The 25,411-nt window shown below is 68.8% G+C and carries 19 protein-coding genes; 7 read left to right on the top strand and 12 right to left on the bottom strand.

All coding sequences use genetic code 11. The features are described 5' to 3' along the window. Positions 1-43 precede the first annotated feature (43 nt). Entirely contained in the window at positions 44-1,984 is a 1,941-nt protein-coding gene (locus ACWF99_RS32380; RefSeq protein WP_452538240.1) for a TerD family protein, read from the top strand. A gap of 119 nt (positions 1,985-2,103) precedes the next feature. Here the strand turns inward: ACWF99_RS32380 and ACWF99_RS32375 are convergent, their stop codons facing one another. Continuing rightward, entirely contained in the window at positions 2,104-3,402 is a 1,299-nt protein-coding gene (locus tag ACWF99_RS32375; protein WP_452538239.1) for a putative glycoside hydrolase, read from the bottom strand. A 175-nt stretch (positions 3,403-3,577) separates the two neighbouring features. On the opposite strand from ACWF99_RS32375, the gene ACWF99_RS32370 reads away from it, so the two are divergent. After that, on the top strand, positions 3,578-4,567 hold the full coding sequence (locus ACWF99_RS32370; RefSeq protein WP_452538238.1) for a polysaccharide deacetylase family protein: 990 nt from the start codon (positions 3,578-3,580) through the stop codon (positions 4,565-4,567). A 9-nt stretch (positions 4,568-4,576) separates the two neighbouring features. On the opposite strand, the gene ACWF99_RS32365 is transcribed toward ACWF99_RS32370, so the two are convergent. Next, positions 4,577-5,869: an outer membrane protein assembly factor BamB family protein gene (locus tag ACWF99_RS32365; RefSeq protein WP_378633252.1), complete on the bottom strand. Its 1,293-nt coding sequence runs from the start codon at positions 5,867-5,869 to the stop codon at positions 4,577-4,579. Positions 5,870-5,991: 122 nt separating this feature from the next. Here ACWF99_RS32365 and ACWF99_RS32360 point away from each other — a divergent pair, with 122 nt between their 5' ends. Together ACWF99_RS32360 and ACWF99_RS32355 are read left to right on the top strand one after the other, a co-directional pair. After that, positions 5,992-6,738 (top strand): acyltransferase, encoded by a 747-nt coding sequence (locus tag ACWF99_RS32360; protein WP_378633250.1) that lies wholly within the window; start codon positions 5,992-5,994, stop codon positions 6,736-6,738. 102 nt (positions 6,739-6,840) lie between these two features. After that, entirely contained in the window at positions 6,841-7,380 is a 540-nt protein-coding gene (locus ACWF99_RS32355) for a DUF1697 domain-containing protein (protein WP_452538237.1), read from the top strand. A gap of 35 nt (positions 7,381-7,415) precedes the next feature. On the opposite strand, the gene ACWF99_RS32350 is transcribed toward ACWF99_RS32355, so the two are convergent. The 10 genes from ACWF99_RS32350 to ctaD form a co-directional block, all read right to left on the bottom strand. Continuing rightward, complete coding sequence (locus tag ACWF99_RS32350) at positions 7,416-8,657, bottom strand: THUMP-like domain-containing protein (RefSeq protein WP_452538236.1); 1,242 nt, start codon at positions 8,655-8,657, stop codon at positions 7,416-7,418. Next, complete coding sequence (locus tag ACWF99_RS32345) at positions 8,658-9,635, bottom strand: class I SAM-dependent methyltransferase (RefSeq protein WP_101466273.1); 978 nt, start codon at positions 9,633-9,635, stop codon at positions 8,658-8,660. It lies immediately after the preceding gene. Between the two features lie 216 nt (positions 9,636-9,851). Continuing rightward, positions 9,852-10,628, bottom strand: coding sequence for an enoyl-CoA hydratase-related protein (locus ACWF99_RS32340; protein WP_378633242.1), 777 nt, complete (start codon positions 10,626-10,628; stop codon positions 9,852-9,854). A 9-nt stretch (positions 10,629-10,637) separates the two neighbouring features. Further along, positions 10,638-11,444: an NUDIX hydrolase gene (locus ACWF99_RS32335; RefSeq protein WP_378633240.1), complete on the bottom strand. Its 807-nt coding sequence runs from the start codon at positions 11,442-11,444 to the stop codon at positions 10,638-10,640. 209 nt (positions 11,445-11,653) lie between these two features. Continuing rightward, positions 11,654-12,490 carry an ABC transporter ATP-binding protein gene (locus ACWF99_RS32330; protein WP_358063630.1) on the bottom strand — a complete coding sequence of 279 codons (837 nt, stop codon included), beginning with the start codon at positions 12,488-12,490 and terminating at the stop codon, positions 11,654-11,656. Positions 12,491-12,508: 18 nt separating this feature from the next. After that, a complete protein-coding gene (locus ACWF99_RS32325) occupies positions 12,509-12,667 on the bottom strand; it encodes a hypothetical protein (RefSeq protein ID WP_378633237.1) in 159 nt (52 codons plus the stop codon). A gap of 140 nt (positions 12,668-12,807) precedes the next feature. Continuing rightward, positions 12,808-13,590, bottom strand: coding sequence for a peptidyl-tRNA hydrolase (locus tag ACWF99_RS32320; RefSeq protein ID WP_378633235.1), 783 nt, complete (start codon positions 13,588-13,590; stop codon positions 12,808-12,810). Between the two features lie 110 nt (positions 13,591-13,700). Next, on the bottom strand, positions 13,701-14,126 hold the full coding sequence (locus tag ACWF99_RS32315; protein WP_452538235.1) for a hypothetical protein: 426 nt from the start codon (positions 14,124-14,126) through the stop codon (positions 13,701-13,703). Between the two features lie 80 nt (positions 14,127-14,206). Next, complete coding sequence (serB, locus tag ACWF99_RS32310; RefSeq protein ID WP_378633477.1) at positions 14,207-15,436, bottom strand: phosphoserine phosphatase SerB; 1,230 nt, start codon at positions 15,434-15,436, stop codon at positions 14,207-14,209. A gap of 81 nt (positions 15,437-15,517) precedes the next feature. After that, entirely contained in the window at positions 15,518-17,260 is a 1,743-nt protein-coding gene (gene ctaD, locus ACWF99_RS32305) for an aa3-type cytochrome oxidase subunit I (protein ID WP_378633231.1), read from the bottom strand. Between the two features lie 297 nt (positions 17,261-17,557). Here ctaD and ACWF99_RS32300 point away from each other — a divergent pair, with 297 nt between their 5' ends. The 3 genes from ACWF99_RS32300 to ACWF99_RS32290 form a co-directional block, all read left to right on the top strand. Then, positions 17,558-18,361 carry a VOC family protein gene (locus ACWF99_RS32300; protein WP_378633228.1) on the top strand — a complete coding sequence of 268 codons (804 nt, stop codon included), beginning with the start codon at positions 17,558-17,560 and terminating at the stop codon, positions 18,359-18,361. A 189-nt stretch (positions 18,362-18,550) separates the two neighbouring features. Then, entirely contained in the window at positions 18,551-18,970 is a 420-nt protein-coding gene (locus ACWF99_RS32295) for an AMP-binding protein (protein WP_378633226.1), read from the top strand. A 144-nt stretch (positions 18,971-19,114) separates the two neighbouring features. Continuing rightward, on the top strand, positions 19,115-25,411 hold a 6,297-nt coding region (locus ACWF99_RS32290; RefSeq protein ID WP_452538234.1), incomplete at its 3' end, for an amino acid adenylation domain-containing protein.

Here is a 25,411-nt window from a genome sequence, read left to right as displayed (position 1 = left end):
GCCTTGCGACTGAACGCCGACCTTCGAAGGGTGAACCGCCACTGTGTCGTCTCCGCTGCTGTCCAAGGGCCAGAACATTCCGCTTCCCGAGGATGTCGACCGCGTCGACATCGTGATCGGTTGGCCGGAACCCGAGATCGAAGTCGACGCCTCCGCGCTGCTACTCGGCGCCGACCGGCGCGTCGGGTCCGATGCCGACTTCGTCTTCTACAACCAGACCGAATCACCCGACGGCTCAGTATGTTTCCTTGGAACGAGCGCCACCGAGGAAGGAAAGCAAGCCAGGATCTCGATCGACCTGTCGGCGGTTCCCGTGCACGTCCACACCATCGCATTGGCGGGCAGCGTCGGCGAGGGCACATTCGGTGCGCTGGGCAAACTCGCGTTCCACGTCATCGATCCGGCCGGGCATTCGCTGGCCGAATATCTGACGGCCGACGCGGACACGGAGTCGGCATTCGTCTTCGGCGAGGTATATCGGCGCGACGGCAACTGGAAGGTGCGGGCTGTCGGGCAGGGCTGGGAGTCGGGCCTGTCCGGGCTGGCAACCGATTTCGGGGTCACTGTCGAGGACACTGCGCCGGCACCCGCTGAGCCGGAAGTCGTTGTCCCCGAGCCCCCCGCCGTGCAAACACCGTCGCGCGGAGTAGCAACCGCCAGGCGCGTTGTGCGCAAACCCAAGCCGATCGAATTCAGGCAGGCCGAATCGGATACCTGGCAACCCGCTCGGTTGTTCTCGGTCATCGGGGTCGGCGCGGGCGAGGAACAGGAACGGCGCACCACCTCCGCACTCATCGCCACCATGCAGGCCGTACGGCCCTTCGCCAGGGCAATCTGTGCTCGAATGGGCGCACCCGCTGGGGCTTTCGAGGGCTATCTCGAAGTGCAGTACGAATCGGGCGATACCAAAGTCATCCCGGACGCGGTGTTGAAGGTGAGTCGCGGTGCCAAACAGTGGACCGGGCTGCTGGAAGTGAAGACGGGCAATGGCAAGCTCCGGCGAGATCAGCTGGAGAGCTACCTCGACGTCGCGCGGCGAAAGAAGTATGACGCCGTCGTCAGCCTGTCCAACGACATCCCCGCCGGGCCGGGCGAACTACCCGTCCAAGTGGACCGTCGCAAGCTGACGAAAGTGGCACTGCGTCACCTGTCGTGGGCCGAAGTGGCCCACGAGGCGCGCATGCTCACCACACACGGTGGTATCGACGACGCACTGCAAGCCTGGATTCTCGCCGAGTTCCTGCGCTTCCTCGATCATCCACGTTCGGGTGCGGCCGAGTTCGTCGACATGGGCAGACACTGGGTCACCGTCCGTGACGCCGTCACCCAGGGAACACTGCGGGCGGGCGACGCGAAAGCGCTGACGGTCGCCGACACATGGGTGTCGCTGTGCAGGCACCTCGCGCTGCGGCTCACCGCCGAACTCGGTGTCGAGGTCAAGCACGTCCTCGCCCGCAAGTTCCAGTCGGATCCGGCGGTGCGGGCCGCCGCCGTCGCCGAACGGCTGGCCACCGACGGTTCGTTCGAGGCCGTTCTGCGCATCCCCGAAACCGCGGGCGACCTCACTGTCATCGCCGATGTGCGGACGAACAAGGTCCGCTGCCGCACCACCATCGCCGCGCCCGACGAGGGCACACAAGCCCGCCGTGTGTCGTGGCTGACCAAACAGCTCACCGATGCGCCCGGCCGCGTCCAGGTCGAAGCAGTCTTCGCCGAACGTGGCAACGAAACATGCGAATTCCTCGACACCGTCCGCACCACGCCCAAGTCACTCATCGACGGCCGCACCACCCCGATTGTCTCGTTCACCCTCGAACAGACCTTCCCGATGGGCAACAAACGCTCGGGCACCGCTGCCAGCTTCATCGCCAGCGTCACCACAGCCACCGACGCCTTCTACGGCGCGGTGATGCAACCGCTGCGTGAGTGGGTTCCCGCAGCGCCGAAACAGGCCGGCCTGGACCCGACGGAAACAGCCGAGTAGTTCGAAAGCCCCCGGCGGGGGTTCTGGGCGGTTCATCGGTGACGGGTGAGGTGGGGGCGATGATCCGCGCTGTGTCCTGTCGGGGGTCAGCTCGTTGTCGTTGCGAAACCTGTTCCGCGTCAGGCCGGTTGGAGGCCGCCGCCGTGGTAGCGGGTGGCGGCGTTCCAGAGGAAGAAACTGTCGATGCCCGCGTCTCGGGTGGCGGCGATCTGGGCGCGGAGTTCGGCGTCGCCGTAGGTGACGCCGAGGCTGAAGTCCTGGAGCCACGGGGCCACTTTCGCACCCGTGCCCGCCGTGGCCGCCGTGAAGTCCTGCAGTGAGCGGAAGATGATGTCGTAGGGCTGGTCGTTGGGGTTCGCGACGCCGTATTCGCCGGGGCCCCAGTGCGACGGGTAGATCATGGGCGCGACGAAATCGACGCTGCGGGCGATGAGCGGGATGTCCTGGGCGATCTCGTCCGGGCGGGTGGAGGCGATTCCGTAGACCGCCGCGCTCAGGTGCGCCCCCGCGACGTGCACGGGGTAGCGACTCTCGGCGAGGAACCCGGCGACCGCGACCGCGGGGGTATCGGTGAGGCCGGCGAAACGCATGCTGTTCAGGCTGCCGTCGGGGCGGCGGACGTAGTCGTACATGATGCCGTCGAAGCCGAGTTGCGCTGCCTCTACCGCGAGAGCGATGTTGTATCCACGAACGTCGGGGTTGGCGAAATTGGTGAAGGCGATCGGGCCGTAGTGGCTGGAATAGGGTTGCCCGGAAGGATTCTGGACAACCCAGTCGGGTCGGCCGTTGTGCCAGGCCCAGCCCGCGAGAGTCGGATCGCGGAATGCGACGATACGCCCGACTACCTGCAGGCCCATATCGTGCAATTGCCGCAGAGCCGCCGGGGCATCGTAGATCGCCGCGGCGGCACCGGATTCGAGGGCGAGCGGCACCTGGGAGGCGTAGCCGATCACGCCGTCCTCGTCTTTGATGTCGAGCTGCACGGTGTCGATACGGCCCTCACGAGCGAGATCGAGGACAGCTTCGCGCAGTCCCTCGTGCGACCAGGCGTGCGCGGTGACGTGCACCGCGCGCATCCTCGGCAGCGTGCTCGACGTGACCGCCGTGCTGCTGGTCTGATTGCCGTCGGCGTCCGTCGCGACGACCTCGAACGCGGGGGCCCATCGCACCGAGAGTTCGAATGTCCCGTCCGCGGCGGGGACCACCGAATCGGGTCCGATGGACACGCGAGCCGTGTCGGTGGCGGTGCCGCGCACCACGACCGGCGCGCGATAGGAGCTCACCGGATCGGTCGGTGTCATCCGCAATGTCGGCGGCACGGTGTCGGCGACGGGCGATTCCGCGGATCTGCTCAGCGCGAATCCGGCTACCAGGGAGACGACCAGCGACGCGAGGGCAACACCGATAACGGGAGCCATCCATCGCCGTCGATCAGCCGATCGGAGCTGCCATTCCACCGTCAACACCGCCTTTCAAAACCATTGACACGCCAACTATTTCGCAGTTCCGACGCGGCGTACTCGGTATCGATAGATCGACTGTAATCCGTCGCCGCGGCGTAATATCGCATTGATGATGGGCGGTTCGAACACAATGTTTCGGCTCGTGTCGGCGGCAGCGCTGGCGGCCGCACTCACGGCCTGTACCACGGTGAACGATGACGCGGTTCCGGCGCACACGACGGTGCCGGTGACGACGGCGAAACCGGCACCGCCGAATCCGGCCGAAATCGCCGCCAACGAACTGGGATTCGTCCCGGTTCTGATGTATCACCAGATCACCCCGAATCCGGCGGGCGAATACGACCAGACCCCGGCGGAATTCCGGGACGAACTCGAACGGCTGTACCGCGAGAACTACCGCCCGGTGACCGCCGCGCACTACATCTCCGGCGACCTCGACCTGCCCGCCGGTACCCACCCGGTGGTACTCACCTTCGACGATTCCACCGGCAGCCAACTCGGTTTCACCGACACCGGCGCGGTGGCACCGGACAGTGCCGCGGGCATTCTCGCCGAGTTCGGCGCCCGCTACCCCGACTTCCACCCGGTGGCCACCTTCTACGTGAACAACGAGCCGTTCGGCGCAGACCCGCGCGCGCTGCCATGGCTGGTCTCGAACGGCCACGAAATCGGCGCGCACACAGCCGATCACGCCAACCTCGCGAGCCTGGACGCCGACGGCGTGCAACGCGAACTGGTGCAGAACGTGCGCGCGGTGACCACGGCGGCGCCCGGAGCGGTCGTGCGCACCATGGCGCTACCGCTCGGCATCCATCCTCGCGATCACGCACTGGCCACGGCAGGCCACTGGGACGGCACCTCCTACCGCTTCGACGCCGTGATGCTGGTGGGCTCCAACCCCGCCCCCGCCCCCTACGGCGCGGTCGACCCCGGCGGGGTGCCGCGCATCCGATCGGGCCGGGGTGCGGTCCCGTTCGATTCGGCCTATTGGCTGGACTGGCTCGCCGCGAACCCGGACCAGCGCTATACCGCCGACGGCGATCCGGCGCGCATTTCCTTCACCCGGCAGCGCGCGACGGAACTCGACGCGCGCTGGCTGGACCGAGCCAACCCGTACTGAGGCGGGTACTCAGGCGTCCGGGGTGAAAGCGAAGATCTCGCCGAGGCGGGTGGCGACGACGACTTCACCTTCCGGACCGATGGAGGTGCCCGTGGTGGTGCCGGTGGCAGCCGGCAGGGGGTCGGAGTCGATGGTGTTGCCGGTGGTGGTGTCGAAGGTGATGAGGCTCAGGCCCGCGCCGATGGCGGCGACGGTGTAGCCGATGTCGCCCGAGGTGTGTGCCGGGGTGCCACGCAGGGCGAGGTCCTTGCGTTCCCAGACGATCTCGGCCTTGTCGTCCTGGTCGCGCAGCGCGGTCAGGTAGCCGTCGTCGCCCGCCGGGATGATCAGGTCGCCCGCCACGGAGATGCCGCCCTGCGGCGCCCACGGCAACGGCTGGGTCCAGCGGGTGGCGCCGTCGGTGGTGTTCAGGGCGATCAGGCGCTTGCTGTTGTCGCCGATGTAGACGGTGCCGCCGTCGGCGGAGAGGGAGGGGCTGGTCGCGCTGCCGCCGGTGAGTACCTCGGCGCTCCACTCCTGGGTCACCGCGCCGTCGGCGTAGCGCATCGCGCGCAGCGCGGCGGCCTGCTTGCCCGGCTCCCAGACGGTGACGAAGAAGCGCCCGGTCGACGGGTCGACGGCGGTGGTATTGGCGACGGCGCAGCGGGGACCACCGGTCCGGCAGTCGTCGAGCCCGTCGCCGGAGGCGGGACGGGTGAGACCGGGGTACTTCAGGAAGTCGGGTTCACCGAGCAACTGCAGGGTCGGCACCACCCGGCCGCCGGTCTGACGGCTCAGCACGTCGACCTGACCGGACTGCGTCACCGTCAGCACGTTGCCGTCACCGGTGAACTGGATCGCCACCGGCACGCCCGCCACCGGGGTGCGCCATCGCGGCTGACCGAGGTAGTTGAACGAATTCACCGCGCCGTCGTCACCGACGTACACATTGCTGACTCCGTCGAGCACGGTCGGCGCTTCGATCGTCGACGGGCCGAGCGGGTTGCAGAAGCGTTTGCGGCCGGTGAGCATCTGGAACGAGAAGATCGCACAGTTACCGGTGCTCGTGGTGACGAACATCTGACCCTCGGCGCCGATCGTCAACGGCTGGGCGATCGGGCCGCCCACCGGACGTGACCAGCTCAGCGACATCGAGTCCGCACCCCGCACCGGGCTGCCGCTCGCGTTGCTGCCATCGTGATGCGTTGCGGGCCAGCCTTTTCCGGCGCCGACCGTGATGTCGTCCACATCCGTGCCGCACCCGGCCAGCGCCACCACACCGGCGGCAGCGAGCGAGGCAACGACGCGAGTCCGAGTTCGCACCTGCTGATCTCCCTGTGTAATCGGGGTATGGCACGGTAAGTGTGCCCTGCGAAAGTACTCTGTGTACCCGACGACCGAATCCCCGGGGCACGCCCGGTGCGATCATGACGGGAGAGTAGTTCGTGACGAGCATGTGGGGCGCGCCACTGAGCGCGCGCTGGCGTGGATCACGCCGCCGCGATCCGCAGCAGGCCCGATTTCTGACCAGGGATTCGCTGCGCTGGGTGCTCGCCAACCGCGCCTACACCCCCTGGTACCTGGTGCGTTACTACCGGCTGGCCAAGTTCCGCCTGGCCAACCCGCATATCGTGCTGCGCGGAATGGTGTTCCTCGGCCGCAATGTGGAGATCCACGCGACCCCGGAACTCGCGCGCATGGAGATCGGCCGGTGGGTGCACATCGGCGACGGCAACGCCCTGCGCTGCCACGAGGGCTCGCTGCGGATCGGCGACAAGGTGGTGTTCGGCAAGGACAACGTCGTCAATACCTACCTCGACATCGAGATCGGTGAGTCGACCCTGGTCGCCGACTGGTGCTACATCTGCGACTTCGACCACCGCATGGACGACATCAACATGCCCATCAAGGATCAGGGCATCGTGAAGAGTCCCGTGCGGATCGGCCCCGACACCTGGATCGCGGCGAAGGTGACCGTCCTGCGCGACACCCGGGTCGGACGCGGTTGCGTGCTCGGCGCGCACGCGGTGGTGCGTGGCGATGTCCCCGACTACAGCATCGCGGTCGGCGCTCCCGCCAAGGTTGTGAAGAACCGCAAGGTCGCCTGGGATGCCAGTGCCGAGGAGCGCGAGGCCTACATGGCGGCGCTGGCCGACATCGAGCGCAAGAAGAACGCCGCCGCTCAGTCCTGACTCCCGGGTGATTCGGCCGATTCGCGGGAATCGGCCGAATCGCGCTGACACGGCCGCCGGATGCGATGGTTTCTGTCGGTGGGGGTCGGTACGGTCAGCGACGTGGAAAGCTATGCGGCGCTGCTGCGGGGGATCATGCCGACCAACCCGAACATGCGCAACGAGAAGTTGCGCGGGGTGTTCGAGGGGCTGGGCTTCGAGAAGGTCGCGTCGGTACTCACGAGCGGCAATGTCGTCTTCCGCACCGCCGACGACCCCGCCGACCTGGAAGATCGCATCCAGCAGGCACTCAACGCCGAACTCGGCATCCCGGGCGGCACCATCGTCCGCAGCCATCCCGAACTGCGCGCGCTCCTCGACCGCGACCCCTTCGAAGGTCTCCCCCACGAACGCGGCTCCTATCTCACCGTCACCTTCTTCAAGACGAAGATGCGCGAAGCCGACACCAAGACCTTCGACGACGACCCCCTCACCCGCGTCATCGGCTACGACCGCAAGGCCCGCGCCTTCCTCACCGTCATCGACAACAGCACCGGCGCGACCCCTGACTTCATGGCCCGCCTGGAGAAGATCTACGGCAAGGACATCACCACCCGTACCTGGCTCACGGTGCAGCGCGTGGTGAGGAAGATGGAAGCCTGACCCGTGACCAGGTGCGGCCGGCCATAGCCGCGCTGTCAGCGGGTGGGAGCGACCGCTCGGCAGAGGAAGACGACGCCGGCGCGGCCGATGCGGGTGATCACCAGGGTGTACGGCGTCGAGCCGCGCTGCTTGAGCTTCTTGCGAAGTCCATCGGGGTCGACGTCGACGCCGCGGATGAGGATTTCCAGGGAGCCGCAGTCACGGCGGTTCAGTTCCTGGCGGAGGGTCTTCTCGCGGAGTTCGAAACGGTCCTCGATGCGGAAGCCCCGCATGCCCGTGGGAACCGTGTCGCCGGTGAGATAGGCGATCTGTGGGTCCAGTTGCCAGAGGCCGTGTTTCGCGGCGTAGTGACGGACCAGGCCCGCACGGACGACGGCGCCGTCGGGGTCGACGATCCAGTCGCCGGGGGCGCGGTCGGGGATGTCGTCGGGGGCGGCGTCGGTGAGCGTTGTCGCGCCGCCGTGGGAAGTCAGGACGGTGGCGCGGCGGGTGACGCCGGGCTCGGTGAGGCCGGGCGACCAGAGGCAGGCTTCGCGGACGGCACCGTCGAGAGAGACGATCTCCACCTCACCGTCCCAGCCGAGGCGGTCGAAATCCAGGCCGGGTGCGGACTTCACGGCGAGATCGCGGCCCGCGTAGGCGGCGAGCAGATCCGGAAGTGGGGGTTGGAGTTTCGCGGGATCGTAGGTGCGACGGCCGTCGGCCCGACGAGCCGGATCGGCGATGATCACGGTGTCGCGCGTGGTCGGTACGAGGGCATCGGCCCTGGCCAACACGATGTTTCGACTACCAGCCGCTGACGGGGCGGCATCCGAACCGGTCACCGGGCCGCGGTCCACCGCCGATACCGGCCCCACCCCGAGATTGTGGGCGGCCATGGCCAAGCGGACGTCGTCGAGATCGCTGCCGACCACAGTCGGACAGGCCGCTGCCAACTCGGACAGTTCCGCGCCGATCGAGCAGGTCACGTCGTGCACCGCGCGGCCGGCCAGGCGGGTCGCCCGATGCCGGGCGACGAGCGCGGGCGTCGCCTGTTGCAGCGCGTCGTCGGTGAACAGCCACTCCCCTGCCGTGGGCAGCTTCACCACGGCCTTACGGCGCAACCGCACCGTCTCGATCAAGGCGGGCGCGAGTGCACCGTGCGCACGACGCACCTGCTCGATATCGCGCAGGTGCGTCGCGGTCGTCAGCTCCAGCCGGTCGACCTCGGCGAGCGCGGCACGGCCTGCCGCGCTGCCGAGATAGGCGACATCGTCGCGGCCGAAGCGATAGCCCACCTACTTCTGCGCCGCGCCCGGCTTCACGCCGGTGATCATCGCGTTGTAGAAGAACTCGCGCGGCACGACCTTGCGCAGCACGTTCTCGTCGAGCCAGCTCAGGCCCAGCCACGCGCGGTACTGCGCCAGGCGGTAGGGCATGGTCAGCTTCTCGTCGGGGACCGCGGCCTCGAAGGTGCGCACCGGCCAGCCCCACAGGGCGGCGGCGAGTTCCTCGGTGGTGGCCTTCACATCGACGGCACCGGCCGACTTCGCCATCTTCTCGAGATCGCTCGGGTCGAAGGTGTGCAGGTCGACGACGGCCTCGAGCGCGGCGGCGCGAGACGACTCGTCCAGTTCGGTCTGCGGACGACGCCAGCCCGACAGGAACGGCAGCTTGGTGATCTCGGTGGTCACCTTCCAGGTGGCCTGGCCGAGGCGACGGGCGTAGATGTTGCCGATGGTGGTGGGCTCACCGGCGAACACGAAGCGTCCGCCCGGCTTGAGCACGCGCAGGCACTCCTTGAGCGCCAGTTCCACGTCGGGGATGTGGTGCAGCACGGCGTGGCCACACACCAGGTCGAAGGTGTCGTCGTCGTACGGGATGGTCTCGGCGTCGGCGACGCGACCGTCGACATCGAGGCCGAGGTGCTCGGCGTTGCGCAGCGCGACCTTCACCATGCCGGGCGAGAGGTCGGTGACCGAGCCGGACTTGGCGACGCCACCCTGCATCAGGTTGAGCAGGAAGAATCCGGTGCCACAGCCCAGCTCGAGCGCACGCTCGTACGGCAGCGGAGCGGGGCCGACGGCGAGGTCGAACCGGCCGCGCGCATACGCGATACAGCGTTCGTCATAGGAGATCGACCACTTGTCGTCGTAGGTCTCCGCTTCCCAGTCGTGGTACAGGACCTGGGCGAGTTTGGTGTCTTTGCGCGCTGCTTCGACCTGGGCCGCGGTGGCGTGGGGGTTCGGCGCCGGGTCGTCGGGATGGACCGTCATGCAGGCCAGCCTAATATGTGCGCCCGGGCACGCCGCTGCTGGGACAAGAGACTGCTCTTTCCTGCGCTCACGACCGGCCGCCGGACTCCCACGAGCGCGAGCCGCCACCGGACCGGACGGCCGGTTCGCACCGCCTCAGCGCGGGATGGCTGGGATGTTACCCGGGTTCTCACAACACCGGCCCGCACGAAGTTAACCCAGGTTCCGGCGGTGTTGCTAGCGACCCGTGAAGGTCGCGGCGTTGGGTCCTTCCGCGGCGAAGGTGCGGGTGCCGGTGCGGGCGTCGTCGGTGTCGAACAGCGCCGACCATTCGGTGACAGCGGTGGAATGGCCGTGCGGCCCGGACTCGAAAACCGCCTTGGCCGCGGCGAGGGCGCGGGGTGCGGCGGTGACGAACTGCGCGGCCCACGCACGCGCCGCGGTGAGGACATCGTCGGGCGCGACGACCTCATCGACCAGGCCGATCTTCTCGGCTTCTTCGGCGCCGACGAAACGACCGGTGTAGACGAGATCCTTGGCCCGGCTCGCGCCGATGAGCAGCGAGAGCCTTCGGATGCCGGAGAGCGGAATCAGGCCCGCTTTGATCTGCGGCAGACCGAGTTTCACGTTGTCGCCGACGATCCGGTGGTCGGCGCCCAGCGCGAGTTCGAGGCCGGCGCCGAGGCAGTAGCCGGTGATCGCGGCGACCGTCGGCTGCGGAACCCGCGAGAGGCAGCCGAGCGCGGCCTGGAGATCGGCGGCCATGGCGGCGGCCTGTCCGGCGTCGAGCTCGGCCAGCTCCGACATCTCGTCGCCCGCGCTGAACACCCGCTCGTCGCCGTAGACGATCAGGGCCGAGACCCCGGGATGCTCGGCCACCGTGGCCGCCGCGGCCGCCACCTCACGGGCCAGCTGGGCGTCGACGAGGTTCAGCGGCGGACGATCGATGCGCAACAGCGCGACGCCACGGGTGGTCGGCTCGGCGGGCAGCTCGAGGGTCACGAATTCGGCCATGGGAGCAACCTACCGGCCGCCGAGTGCACCCAATTGCGGCAGCTCGTCGAAATACCGTTCGTTGTCGGGGAAGTCCGACAGCGGACGCCCGCCCGCCCCGGGCGAGTACTTCGGCATGATCGGCTCGACGACGCGGTCGGCGGCCAGCGCGGCCGCGGTGTCGGCGAACCCGCACAGGGCGTCGAGCTGCGACCACGTCGGTGGCATCAGCACGTGTTCGCCTGCCCGCCAGCTCGCCAGGGCGTCCTGCGGTGTCCGCCAGGCCACCTGGGCGGCCTCGGAGGTGGCGCCGTCGGCGATCTGGCCCTGCGGGAGCACCGCGACGAAGAAGCGGGTGTCGTAGCGGCGGGGTTCGGCCTCCGGCGTGATCCAGTTCGACCACGGACGGAGCAGGTCGGCGCGCAACACCAGGCCCTCGGCCGCGAGGAAGTCGGCGAGCGACAATTCGCGGCGCTCGAGCTTGCCGCGCGCCGCGCGATAGCGCGCCGAGTCGTCGACGACGGAATCCGCGGTCGGTCCGGCCAGCAGCACGCCGCATTCCTCGAACGTCTCCCGCACGGCCGCGGCGACGAGCGCCTGCGCGGTCTGTTCGTCGGTGGCGAAACGCTCGGCCCACCAGGCGGGTTCGGGGCCCGTCCAGGCGATGTCGGCAGTGCCGTCGGCGGCGTCGACGCCACCGCCGGGGAACACTGTCACCCCGGCCGCGAACGCCATCCCCTTGACCCGGCGCTGCAGGAACACCTCGATACCCGCCTCGCCGTCACGCACCAGCATCACGGTCGACGCGTCCCGCACGGAGACCCCGGACTCACTCATATCGTTCCTCTCCACCACCGAGCCGCACGCCCGGCGAACACCGATCTGCCGACCGGACCGGCTGTCTCCTTCGAGCGCAGCCCTGTCAGCACCCTAACGCTCGCTTGGTCGGCCGTGAGCCGGGATTCCCGGCGACCGGACGCCCAGCCAGGTCAGCCCGGCCGTCGGTACGCAATCGCGGCCCGCGAGCCGGTGCGGCGAGCCGACGCTCAGTTGCGGCGCCGGTGCCCGCCCGAACGACGAGCCCGCCGCGCGAACCACCGCCCGTCGACCCGGTCGAGCGCGATCGACTGACTGAAGGCGTTGCTCAGATTCTCGGCGGTGAGTACATCGCCCAGCAGACCCTGGCCAACCACCTCCCCCTCCTTGAGGAGCAGCGCGTGCGTGAAGCCGGGCGGAATCTCCTCGACGTGGTGGGTCACCAGCACCATCGCGGGCGCGTCGGGGTCGGCGGCGAGATCGCCGAGCCGTTCGACGAGTTCCTCACGCCCGCCCAGGTCGAGGCCCGCGGCCGGTTCGTCGAGCAGCAGCAGTTCCGGATCGGTCATCAGGGCGCGCGCGATGAGCACCCGCTTGCGTTCGCCTTCGGACAGGGTGCCGTACGTACGGTCGGAAAGGTGTTCGGCGCCGAGGGTTTCCAGCATGTCGACCGCGCGTTCGGTGTCGATGTCCTCGTAGCGTTCGCGCCAGCGGCCGAGCACGGCGTAGCCGGCCGAGACCACCAGGTCACTGACCTTCTCGTCCACCGGGATGCGGCTGGCCACCGCCGCCGAGGACAGTCCGATACGTGGCCGCAATTCGCTGACGTCGACGCGACCGAGCGTCTCCCCCAACAGATTCGCGTTACCGGAGGTCGGATGGAGTTCGGCGGCGGCCATTCTCAGCAGCGAGGTCTTGCCCGCGCCGTTCGGGCCGAGCACCACCCAGCGTTCGTCGAGCTCTACTTGCCAGGAGACCGGGCCGACGAGGGTTCGGCCCGAGCGACGGATGGTCACATCGGAGAAGTCGATGAGCAGATCGGGATCGGGTTGCGACACGCGCTCCATCTTGGCCCACGCGGGCTCTCAGCGCAGCGACCGGCCCGTGCGAGATTCGTCGATCCTGGTCGTCGACGGGTCACCCGGGCTGCGAACTTCGCTGCGCAACATCCGCGCGGCGACGAAGGAGACCGGCACCGACAGCACAACCCAGACGATCAGGATCACCACAATCGTCGTCATCATCGCGGAACCTCCCTGTACCTCGACGTGCACGGCTGTCGGTTACGTATACCCGTGAGGCGCTGCCGCCACACCGCGTTATCGCGGCGAGTCGCGAAAACCGCAACCCAACTGCCGGATTCGCGTCGCGCGTGTCGCGGCGATCACTGCCGTGGCGGCACCGCGATCACCGTCATCGAACCGGGCGCCACCTCGGTGAAACCGGCGTCGCGCACAGCCACCGCACGACCCGCCGCCACCTCGGCCACCAACCCCGCCCACTGCTGTTCGCCGGCGTCGCGCACCGCGCAGCGGAATCCGCGCTCCGCCCACGCGGCCGCCGCGGCCACGGGCAGCGCACCCGCCAGCAGCATGCTCGCGTGCCCGACCTGTGCGGCCGCCTTGCCCACCGACATCTCCAGCGCCGCGTTCACCCACAGCACCGGCGATGCCGGATCCGCCGGGCCCGGCTCGTCGTGGTCGAGATCGGTTCCGCCGATCTGGAGTTTGCGGATGCGCTGATCGATCTCCCCGACCGGGCCGGGAACGAACGCACGGGCCTGCGCGCCGTCGACCTCGACGGTCACCCCGTCGACGTCTCCCGCGGCCACCCACTGCGCACCACGCGCCCGCCGGGCGACCTTCCTGATCCGCGACCGCTTCCACGCGAGGTACCGCGGCTCCCACTCCCCGCCGGGCCCCGAACGCGGGTCGAGGCACACCGCGACCGCCGCGGCGGCGGCCGCTTCCAGCAGTGCGCTGCGGGCGGGCGGGTCAGCCTTGGGAATGTGCAACACCATCTGCATCGCCTGCACCATCGCCGGATCGTCGGGGTCACCGCCGCCGCCGTAGCCCTGCGCCAATTCCGCGTGCCGAGCGGCGAATTCGGCCGCTTCGTCGCGGACCGGGACCTCGGCCTCTTCCTCGGTTTCCAACCCACTACCCATGCCACAACACCCGTTCGATCGACACCAGTCCGCCCGCCAGCCTAATAGTGCGGGCGCGTGGCCTTCCCGGGCCTTTCCCCGGGACAAGGGTGGTCTCGCGCCGACCGGGCTCAGATCACCCGGACATCCACCATGAAGGTCGGCTCGGGGCCGATCGATGGTTCGCTGGCCGGCCCGTACGTGAACTGCAGCGAGGTCACCCCCCGTTCGATCGCCCGGAACGGCCACACCGTGGCGTTGCCCTCACTGGTCGGCCCACCGTCGGTGATCAGGATGCCCTTCTCGGCGTTGACCATCCCCCACTCGCCGGTCGACGCGGGATCCCGCGGCAGGCGCACCAACAGGCGCTGGCCCACTGTCGCCACGACCGTGCTGCCGTTGGCAGGCAGCTCGATCGTCAGCGGATCGGCCGCGGACTGCGCGACGGCGGTCGGCTGGAGGGTGACGTCATACGGTTCGGTCTCGTCGCCACCGCATGCGGCGGTCGATCCGCCGAGCCCCGCCAGGGCGACCAGGACGAGCAATGACCTGCGCACAAACAACCTCCCGGTGACGAGCGGTGACGACGTGCCTGTGCCGTCACTCTACGTCGGTGAGGTCGCGATTCCGCGTGACGCTACCGGCCGAGCAGCGGAACCCGTCGCACGCCACCGTCACGCGCGTCGGCCGCTTCCACCTCGTCGCGGGTGACGCCGAGGATGAACAGCACCGCGTCCAGGTAGGGGTGCGACAGCGCCGTGTCGGCCACCTCGCGCAGCGCGGGCTTGGCATTGAACGCCACGCCGAGCCCGGCCGCGTTGAGCATGTCGATGTCGTTCGCGCCGTCACCGACCGCGACGGTCTGCTCCATCGGCACCCCCGCCTCGGCGGCGAACTTGCGCAGCGCGGTCGCCTTGAACGCCCGGTCGACGATCTCGCCGACGACCCGCCCGGTGAGCTTGCCGTCGACGATCTCCAGGGTGTTGGCCTGCACGAAATCGAGTTCCAGCTCGTGCGCGAGCGGCTCGATCACCTGCCGGAACCCACCGGAGACCACGCCGCAGCGGAAGCCGAGCCTGCGCAGGGTACGAATCGTGGTGCGCGCGCCCGGAGTGAGCTCGATCCGGTCGGCGACCTCCTCGATCACCGACTCGTCGAGGCCCTCGAGGGTGGCCACTCGCTGACGCAGCGATTCGGCGAAGTCGAGCTCACCGCGCATCGCGGCCTCGGTGACCTCGCGGACCTGGTCTTCGACGCCGGCGTGCGCGGCCAGCATCTCGATCACTTCGCCCGTGATCAGGGTGGAGTCGACGTCGAACACGATCAGGCGCTTGGCGCGGCGGGCCAGCCCGGCCCGTTCCACCGCGATGTCGACCTGTTCGGCGACGGCCACCTCGGCCAGTGCGGTGCGCAGCCGCGCGTCGCCTTCGTCGCTGGTGTCGGTCGCGGTGACCATCAGTTCCATCCCGGTCACCGGGTAGTCGGCGATGCCACGGATGGAGTCGATGTTGGCGCCACCGGTGGCGAGTTCACGCGAGATGGCGCTGAAGGCCTTCGCGGTGACCGGGGCGCCGAGCACCACGACCGCGTGCGTGGACATCGGCGGCTTGCCGATCTGCGCGTCGACCGACACGTCGACCTGCATGCCGACGGTGTTCATCGCCTCTTCGAGCTCGTCCTGCAACGCCTCGGGGTCGTTGGGGCACGACACCAGCACCCCGAGGGTGAGGCGACCCCTGATGACCACCTGCTCCACGTCCAGCAAGCTCACCTGATGCCGGGACAACGTCGCCAGCAGCACCGAGGTGACGCCTGGTCGGTCGGGGCCGGTGACGGTCACGAGAACTGTGGTGTCGGCCAAGTCGATCTGCTCCGTTCGATTACCCACAAAAAGAGTGTGCACCCGCTGGTCACCCAGCAGGTGCACACCCTGTCGTTCGGTGGTGTCCTACTTCTTCGCGAGCGCGCCTTCGGACACGTGCGTGCTGTGCTTACCCGAGCCCCAGCCGACGTGCGCCTCGGCCTTCATGCGGTCGACCATGTGCGGGTAGTGCAGCTCGAACGCGGGACGCTCGGACCGGATCCGCGGCAGCTCGTAGAAGTTGTGGCGCGGCGGCGGGCAGGTGGTGGCCCACTCGAGGGAGTTGCCGTAGCCCCACGGGTCGTCGACCGTGACGACCTCGCCGTAGCGGAAGCTCTTGAAGACATTCCAGATGAACGGCAGCATCGACGAGCCCAGGATGAACGCACCGATCGTGGAGATCGTGTTCAGCGTGGTGAAACCGTCGGACGGCAGGTAGTCGGCGTAGCGACGCGGCATGCCCTCGGCGCCCAGCCAGTGCTGGACCAGGAAGGTGGTGTGGAAGCCGACGAAGGTGGTCCAGAAGTGCCACTTGCCCAGACGCTCGTCCATCATGCGACCGGTGATCTTCGGGAACCAGAAGTAGATACCCGCGAAGGTCGCGAACACGATGGTGCCGAAGAGCACGTAGTGGAAGTGCGCGACGACGAAGTACGAGTCGGTGACGTGGAAGTCCAGCGGCGGCGAGGCCAGGATGACGCCCGACAGACCACCGAAGAGGAAGGTCACCAGGAAGCCGATCGACCACAGCATCGGTGTCTCGAACGTCAGCTGACCGCGCCACATGGTGCCGATCCAGTTGAAGAACTTCACACCGGTCGGGACCGCGATGAGGAAGGTCATGAAGGAGAAGTACGGCAGCAGCACCGCGCCGGTGGCGTACATGTGGTGCGCCCACACCGCGATCGACAGCGCCGCGATACCCAGCGTCGCGTAGACCAGCGTGGTGTAACCGAAGATCGGCTTACGGCTGAACACCGGGAAGATCTCCGACACGATGCCGAAGAACGGCAGCGCGATGATGTAGACCTCGGGGTGGCCGAAGAACCAGAACAGGTGCTGGTAGAGCAGGATGCCGCCGGTGGCCGGATCGTAGATGTGGCCGCCCAGGTGGCGGTCGTAGGCCAGACCGAACAGCGCCGCGGTGAGCAGCGGGAACGCGAGCAGCACCAGCACGGAGGTGACCGCGATGTTCCAGGTGAAGATCGGCATGCGGAACATGGTCATACCGGGTGCGCGCAGGCAGACCACGGTGGTGAGCATGTTGACGCCACCGAGGATCGTGCCCAGACCCGAGACGGCCAGACCCAGGATCCACAGGTCGGTGCCGACACCGGGCGAGTGCAGGATGTCGGTCAGCGGCACGTAAGCCGTCCAGCCGAAGTCCGCCGCGCCGCCGGGGGTCACGAAGCCCGCGGTCGCCATGGAGGCACCGAACAGGTACAGCCAGTAGCTGAACGCGTTCAGTCGCGGGAAGGCGACGTCGGGGGCGCCGATCTGCAGCGGCAGGACGATGTTGGCGAAGCCGAACACGATCGCCGTCGCGTAGAACAGCAGCATGATCGTGCCGTGCATGGTGAACAGCTGGTTGAACTGTTCGGGCGAGAGGAACTGCAGACCCGGACGTGCGAGCTCACCACGCATGAGCAGCGCCATGAGGCCGCCGATCATGAAGAAGCTGATCGCCGTGACCAGGTACATGGTGCCGAGCACCTTGGGGTCGGTGGTGGTGACCGCCTTGTAGAGGAACGAGCCCTTCGGCCCGGTCCGGGCCGGATACGGTCGAGTCGCTTCCAACTGAGGGACTGGCCTGGGCTCTACCGCAGTCACTGATCCTCCTGAAGATGCCTGTACGTCACTCGCAGCGTCGGCCGCGCCTCCATGACGGACAGCAGCAGACATGCGTTGGAGTGAATCGTAAACCGTGCTGCCGCAGCATTCCGCGCGGGTCCTACTCTGTGTCGTATTCGGCGCGCCGTAGTTCGCGATCCCGATCTTCCTCCGCAGGTCGCGTGGGTGCAACGGTTGTCGGCGATGACTTTTCGGCGGTCGGCGCGTCATGATCGATGCCGACGCGCGAACATGCCAGCGTCTCTATCGCGCTACCCCTTCAGCCGAGGAGAAGTCATGTCGTTCAGCCCGAAGCCCGGTGATCCCACCTGGGTCGACCTCTACACCACTGATCTCGACCGCGCGATCGCCTTCTACGGCGAATTGTTCGGCTGGACCGCCGAACGCGGCGGCGAGGAGTTCGGCGGCTACACCACCCTGCGCAAGGACGGCCGAGCCGTGGCCGGTGCGATGGGTCGGCACGACGATCCGGGCGACCCGTACCCCGATCGCTGGACCGTCTACCTGAACTCCCCCGACGCCCTCGCGACGACGGCGAAGGTGAGTCGAGCGGGCGGCAATGTCATCGTCGAACCGATGGCGGTCGGCGATCTCGGTGCGATGGCGGTGATCGCCGATGTCAGCGGTATCGGCGTCGGCGTCTGGCAAGCCGACACCTTCGCGGGCTTCGAAGCGGTCGGCATCGTCGCCGACGGGACATGGACCGACCACATCGGCGTCCCGTCCTGGTTCGAGCTGATCACCCGCGCCTACGACGAGTCCCTGGTCTTCTACCGCGACATCTTCGGCTGGCGCGACACCCTCACCATCGCCGACACCGCGGACTTCCGCTACACCACCATCCACGCGACCCCGCCCATGGGCGGCGGCATCCTCGACGCCAACGGCCATCTCGCCGACGGCGTACCCGGCTCGTGGACGGTCTTCTTCGGCGCCGACGACGTCGACAAGTCCGCCGAACAAGCGGTCGCCCTCGGCGGCACCGTCGCCTTCGAACCGATGAACACCCCCTACGGCCGCCTCGCCGGCCTGATCGACCCCACCGGCGCGCATTTCAGCATCGGCGGAAACGCCCGCTGAGGCGAAACCCACGGCGGCCGGTGGCGCGCGCACGAGGCTGCCGCCGCCGGGGTTCGCCCACCCAGGGGTGGTAATCGGTCCCCCTGGGAGTCGGCGCACCAACGCTGGGGTTGCTGTCGGATCCCCCTCCCGAAGACGAGATTAGAGGTGTACCCACAGACACCCGTCAAGCCTTCGAAGGGGAACACGATGAGCACCCTGGTCACCGCACCCGCCGACAACGTCATCCCGATGCGCAGCCGCTCCGCCGCGCCGGTCGCCGGTCACCTCGCCGACGCCGATCTGGACCGTTGGGCGAACCGCCTGGCCCGGCTCCTGCTCACCCGTGGCGCCGACGCCGGCGACCGGATCGCCCTCGCTGTCGACCCCCGGATCGAGTCGGTCGTCGCCGAGGCCGCGGTGCGCAAGATCGGTGCGATCCCGGTGTCGCCGATCGAGGGCGCGTCCACCGCCCACGGCGCCGGATTCGGGATCACCACCAGGGCCCGCCGGGGCGAACTCGGCGACGGCGCCGACTGGCTGGTGCTCGACGAGCGCTCGACCCTGCAGCGCTATCTGGTCACCTCCGACGCGCCGCTGGCGGCCACGGAACTGCGCGCAGTCTGCTGAACCCATTCCGATGCGCTCGATACAGGTTCAGAATGAACATAGAGCGCAGTACGCAACGGCGGGTACTACCTACCAGGTAGCTACCCGACGGTCGGGAACCAGAGGTGAACGCCCAGCTCCAGACATGAGAACGCAGGTTCGCTCATGATCCAGTCCTCTTCGCATGCGTCGGATGCCGTCGCACCCGAAGGCCCTTTTCCCCTGTCGGCCGCCCAGCGCGGCATCTGGTTCGCCCAGCACATCGCGGGCGATACCCCCATCTCCATCGCCCAGTACGTGGAGCTGTCCGGCGCGGTCGACCTCGCGCTGCTGATCGACGCGGTCCAGCGGACCGGTCGTGAATTCGGTACCGGCTATCTGCGGCTGGTCGATATCGACGGCCACCCCCATCAGGTCGTCGACCTGACCCTCGACGACGACGTCGCCGAACTGGATCTGCGTGACCGCCCCGACCCGGAAGCGGCCGCGCACGCGTGGATGCGCGCCGAGTACACCGCACCTCTGGATGTGATGCACGACCGATTAGTCCGCATCGCCCTGCTGCGTGTCGCCGAGGATCGCTGGTTCTGGTACGCGCGCATGCACCACATCGTGCTGGACGGGATGGGCGCGCTGGCGCTGGTACAGCGCGTCGGCGAGCTCTACAACGCCGCCTTCGACGGCCGTGAGCCCCCGGCCACCAAGGCCGAGCCCTTGCAGAAGATCGTCGATGCCGATCTGGCGTACCGCACCTCCGGCCGTTTCACCACCGACCGCGAGTACTGGCGCGAGCACCTGGCCGCGCTGGCGGACCCGGTGACGCTCGCCGGCCGCGACGCCGAGGTCGACGCCCACCCCAACCGGGTATCGGGCGCGCTGCCCGCCGAGACCGGAGCCCTGCTGGATTCGGTCGCGGCCTCGGTGAATTCGGGTGTCGCGCCGACCGTGGTCGCGGCCTTCGGCGCCTATCTCGCCGCGATGACCGGCGCGCCGGAAGTGGTGCTGAGCCTGCCGGTCTCCGCACGGACCTCGGCGACCCTGCGTCGTTCGGGCGGCATGCTCGCCAATGTCGTGCCGCTGCGCGTGCGACTCGACCCCACCACCACCGTCGGGGCGGCGATTCTCGCCGTGCAGAGCGAGCTGACCGGTGCGCTGCGACGCCAGCGCTACCGCCAGGAGGACATCGTCCGCGATCTCGGCTGGGCGATGGACGAGGCGGCGTCGTTCGGTCCCGCCGTGAATCTCATGATGGTGGACACCAAGATCGCGCTGGGCCCGGTCGTCGGGCGGCTCCACGTGCTCACCTCCGGCCTGATCGACGACCTGTTCGTCAACCTGTACCCGGGCGTCGGCGGCGAGAGCACCCACATCGACCTGCAGGGCAACGCGAACCTGTACAGCGACGCCGACCTGGCGGGCCATCACGAACGATTCCTGCTGTTCCTGCACCGGTTCCTCGTCGCCGGACCGGACGCCCCGCTGTCGACGGTGCCCGTTCTCTCGGAGGCCGAGCAGGCGGCCTCGGTGCCCGCGCGCGGCCCGGCCGGCGTCGCGACGCGCACCCTGCCCGAGATCCTCGCGGCGGGCGCCGCGCTCGACCCGGACGCGGTGGCGCTGCGCTGGGGGGCCGACGACACACTGAGTTATCGCGAGGTCGACGACTACACGAATCGCCTGGCCCGCCTGCTGATCGCCGCCGGTGCGGGGCCTGAACACGCGGTAGCACTGTCGATTCCGCGGTCCGCGGAGTCCGTGCTCGCCACCATCGCGGTGGCCAAGACCGGTGCGCCGTTCGTGCCCGTCGATCCGACCTACCCCGACGATCGCATCGAGCACATGATCGACGACAGCGGAGTCGTCACCGGCTTGACGGTCGACGAGGTACGAAAGTCCCTGCCCGACAAGGTCGATTGGCTCTCGCTGGACGACGCGGCCACCACCGCGGAACTCGCCACCCATGACCCCGCGCCGATCACCGATGCCGACCGCACTGCCGCGATCGCGCCGGATCAGGTCGCCTACGTCATCTATACCTCCGGGTCGACCGGACTGCCCAAGGGCGTGCTGGTCTCGCATCGCGGCCTGGCGAACCTCGCGGCGAGTTCGGGAGCCGGGTTCGGGGTCGAGCCGGCCTCTGTTGTCGCCCATGCGGTCTCGCCGAGCTTCGACATCTCGGTCGAAGAGATCGTGGTGACCCTGGCCGCCGGTGCCACCCTCGCGGTGGTCCCGCCGTCGGCCTACGCGGGTGAGGACATGGCGCGCGTGCTGCGCACCCACCGCGTCACCCATCTCAACGTCACCCCGGCGGTTGTCGGTTCACTCGACCCGGTGACGCTGCCCGACCTGCGCACGATCGTGGTCGGCGGTGACGCGTGCCCGCCGGAACTGGTGGCGAAATGGGCCGGTCGCTCGCTGATCAACGGGTACGGCCCCACCGAAACGACCATCACCACCACCCTGAGCGAACCACTGGTGCCCGGCGCCCCGGTGACGATCGGCAGCCTGGTCGGTGGCGTCTCCGGCCTGGTCCTCGACCCGTGGCTGCGTCCGGTACCGGCGGGCACCGTGGGTGAGCTGTACCTCGCGGGCCCCGGTGTCGCGCGCGGTTACCACCGGCGCAGCGGCTTGACCGCGAGCCGGTTCGTGGCGAATCCGCACGCACCCGGCGACCGGATGTATCGCACCGGCGATCTGGTGCGCTGGACCGACACCGAGGGCCGCGTCACCCTGGAATACCAGGGGCGCAGCGACTTCCAGGTGAAGGTGCGCGGCTACCGGATCGAACTCGGCGAGATCGATGCCGCGTTGCAGCGGCTTCCCGAGATCGACTTCGCGATCACGCTCGGTGTCGAGTCGCCGACCGGCGCCACCGCGCTCGTCGCCTATGTCACGGCCGAACCGGGTGCCGATGTCCATCCCGAGGCGGTCAAAGCCGCTGTCGGCGAGACGCTTCCGGCCTATATGGTGCCCGCCGTCGTGATGGTGCTCGACCGGGTGCCGCTGACACCGCTCGGCAAAGTGGACCGAAAGGCATTGCCCGCACCGGACTTCGGTGCCCGCACCGTCGTGAGCCGGGCACCGTCCACGCCGCGCGAGGAAGCCTTGGCAGCCCTGTTCGCCGAGGTGCTCGGACTCGACACCGTCGGTGTCGACGACAGCTTCTTCGCGCTCGGTGGCGACAGCATCGTGTCGATCCAGCTGGTCTCGCGGGCGAAGGCCGCCGGTATCTCGTTCAGCGCCCGCGACGTCTTCGAACGCAAGACCGTCGCCGCGCTGGCCGCTGTCGCCGACGACACCCAGGTACCCGTGGTGGACGAGCTGCCCGGCGGCGGGGTCGGCGCGGTAGAGCTCACCCCGATCGTGCACGCGATGGTCGAGCACCCGGACACCTGGGGCCGCTATGGGCAGGCCGTCCTGATCGGGCTGCCCGACGGTTTCGACCGCCTCCGGCTCGCGGCGGCGCTACAGGTCCTGCTCGAGCACCACGATCTCCTTCGTTCGTCACTGCGACCGACCGCCGACGGCTGGGAATGGGTGGTGGCCGAGCGTGGTTCGGTCGACGCCGAGGATCTGATCGAGGTGACCCGGGCCGACACCGAGGACACGGTCGAGCGCGCCCTGCAGAACGCCGCGGACCTGCTCGATCCCACCGCGGGCGTCGTTGCCCGGTTCGTGTTGATCGAACGCGCCGACGCCGCCCCACTGTGCTGGCTGGTCCTGCATCACCTGGTCACCGATGGCATATCCTGGCGAATCCTGTTGCCGGACTTGGCGACCGCGTCCTTCGGCGGCGCGCTCGACCAGGTCGGCACCTCCTTCCGCCGGTGGGCGCACGGCCAGCCCGAGAACGCCGCGACACGTCTCGACGAACTGCCGATCTGGCAGCGAATCCTGGCCACGCCCGACCCGCCGTTCGCCCGCACCGGCCGTCGGAGCGCCGACAGCGCGAGGGCCACCTCGGCTACTTCCGATCGGTCCGGCGACACGGCACAGGTCGCCTCGCCGGCTGCCGGCTCCGAGCTGTCCGACTCGGTGGCGGAGACCGTTTCGGTCCCCTGCGCCTTCGACCCCGCCCTCGACGTGGTCGCCACGATGGCGCAGTGGCAGTCGACGGTGCCTTCCGATGTCGCGCAGGCCGTCTTGCACGGCGTGCCCGAACAGTTCCATTGCGGCGCTGATGATGTGCTGCTGGCCACGCTCGCCATGGCCGTGTGCCGATGGCGTGACCGGACCGGTGCCCTGCTGACGCTGGAGGGCCACGGCCGCGACGAATCCCTGCTGCCCGGCGCCGATGTCGCGCGCACGGTCGGCTGGTTCACCAGCGTGTACCCGGTCGCGCTCGACCTGACCGGGATCGATCTCGGCGACGCGTTCGCCGGTGGCCGTGCGGCGGGTTCGGCGATCAAGGCAGCCAAGGAGCAGTTGCGGTCGGTCCCCGATCGCGGTGTCGGCTTCGGCTTGCTCCGCTATCTGAACGACGAGTCCGCCGCGGCACTGGCCGACGCGCCGACACCCCAGCTGAGCTTCAACTATCTCGGCAGGGCGGTGACCGGCGACGATCCCTGGGTACCGCGGCGCTTCGCCGCGACCAACGACGACCGGGCCCCGCTGGCCGCCGTCGTCGACATCAACGCGGTGCTGACCGATGCCGGACTGGAAGTCACCTGGGCCTACGCGAGCAGACTGCTCGACGAGGCCGACGTGCGCGAGTTGGCAGCGCTGTGGTCGCAGGCCCTGCGGGCACTCGTCACCCATGCCGCAACCGGCGACGCGGGTGGCCGCACTCCCTCGGATTTCGCGCTCGTCACGGTCGATCAGCCGCAGATCGAGCGCTGGGAGCACGCCTACCCGACGCTCACCGACGTCTGGCCGCTCTCGCCGCTGCAATACGGCCTGCTCTTCCACGCGCTCTACGACTCCGACACCGCCGACGGTTACACGGTCCAATCGCTGCTCACCCTCGCGGGCACGGTCGACGCCACCCGGCTGCGCGGTGCCGCGCAGGCGCTCGTCGACCGGCACGAGAACCTGCGTGTGGCCTTCGTCGAGACCGACGACGGCCCTCGTCAACTCGTCCTGTCCGCCGCCGAGATCCGCTGGGAAGAAGTAGATCTCACCGGGATCGCCGACGAAGACCAGCGAGCTCGCGAGCTCGATCGAGTGATCGAGCTCGACGCGCTGACCCGCTTCGACCTGACCCGGCCCCCGTTGCTCCGCTTCACCCTGGTCAGGACCGGCGAGGAAACGTTCCGGCTCGTCATGACCAATCACCATCTGGTGCTGGACGGTTGGTCGACGCCGCTGCTGGTGCGGGAGCTGCTCACCCTGTACGTCACCGCGGGCGACGCGTCGATGTTGCCGCCCGCCCCGTCCTACCGCGACTTCCTGTCCTGGCTCGGAGACCAGGATGCGGAGGCGTCGCTGTCGGCGTGGAAACAGGCCATGGCCGGGATCGACACGCCGACCCGCGCCGTCCCCACCCTCGTCGGCATCGAGTCGACCGAGACCGCGATGCTCTCGCACGATCTGTCCTGCGCCACGGTCGCGGTACTCGAATCCGCGGCCAGAGAAGCGGGTGCGACCGTGAACACGCTGGTCCAGGCCGGTTGGTCGCTACTGCTGGCCATGCTCACCGGTCGCACCGATGTGGTGTTCGGCGCCACGGTGTCCGGCCGGCCGCCGGAGCTGCCCGGTGTCGAGGAGATGGTCGGGCTGTTCATCAACACCGTCCCGGTGCGGGTGACGCTGGATCCGTCGGAGAAGGTCTGCGACCTGCTGGCCCGTGTGCAGGCCGAGCAGGCGCGGCTCATGGACCACCAGCACGTCGGTCTCGCCGCCATCCACCGCGTTGCCGGGCTGGCCGAATTGTTCGACACCCTCACTGTTTTCGAGTCCTACCCCATCGATCGGGAGGCGCTGTCGCAGGCCCTGGACATCGCGGGCATGCGGGTGCTCGATGTCGAGGGCACCGACGCCACGCCGTACCCGTTGAACCTCATGGTGATTCCGCTGCGCGGCGAGGCCGGTGCGGGCGACGCCTTGCGCATCACGGTGAAGTTCATGGCCGATCAGCTGGAACCCGCTGCGGCACAGACACTCCTGGACCGGTTCGTCCGGGTGCTCGCCCAGCTCGCCGAGAATCCGCACGCCCTGGTCTCGCAACTGCGAAATTGCAGCGACGCGGAACTGGCCACGCTGGCACCGGTCCACGGGCCACCGCCCTTGCCGATGCGCACGCTGCCCGACATCCTCACGGCCGGCGCGCGCATCGATCCCACTGCGATCGCGGTCAGCTCGGGCGAGCTGCGGATGAGTTACGGCGACCTCGATGCCTGGTCCAACCGGTTCGCCCGGGTCCTGCTCCGCCGCGGGATCGGGCCCGAGATCTTCGTCGTGCTCGCGCTCACCAGGTCGCTGGAATCGGTGGTCGCCGTGTGGGCGCTGGCCAAGACGGGGGCGGCC

This window comes from Nocardia sp. NPDC055002, from assembly GCF_053608825.1.
This window is presented reverse-complemented; position numbering and strand designations above follow the sequence as displayed.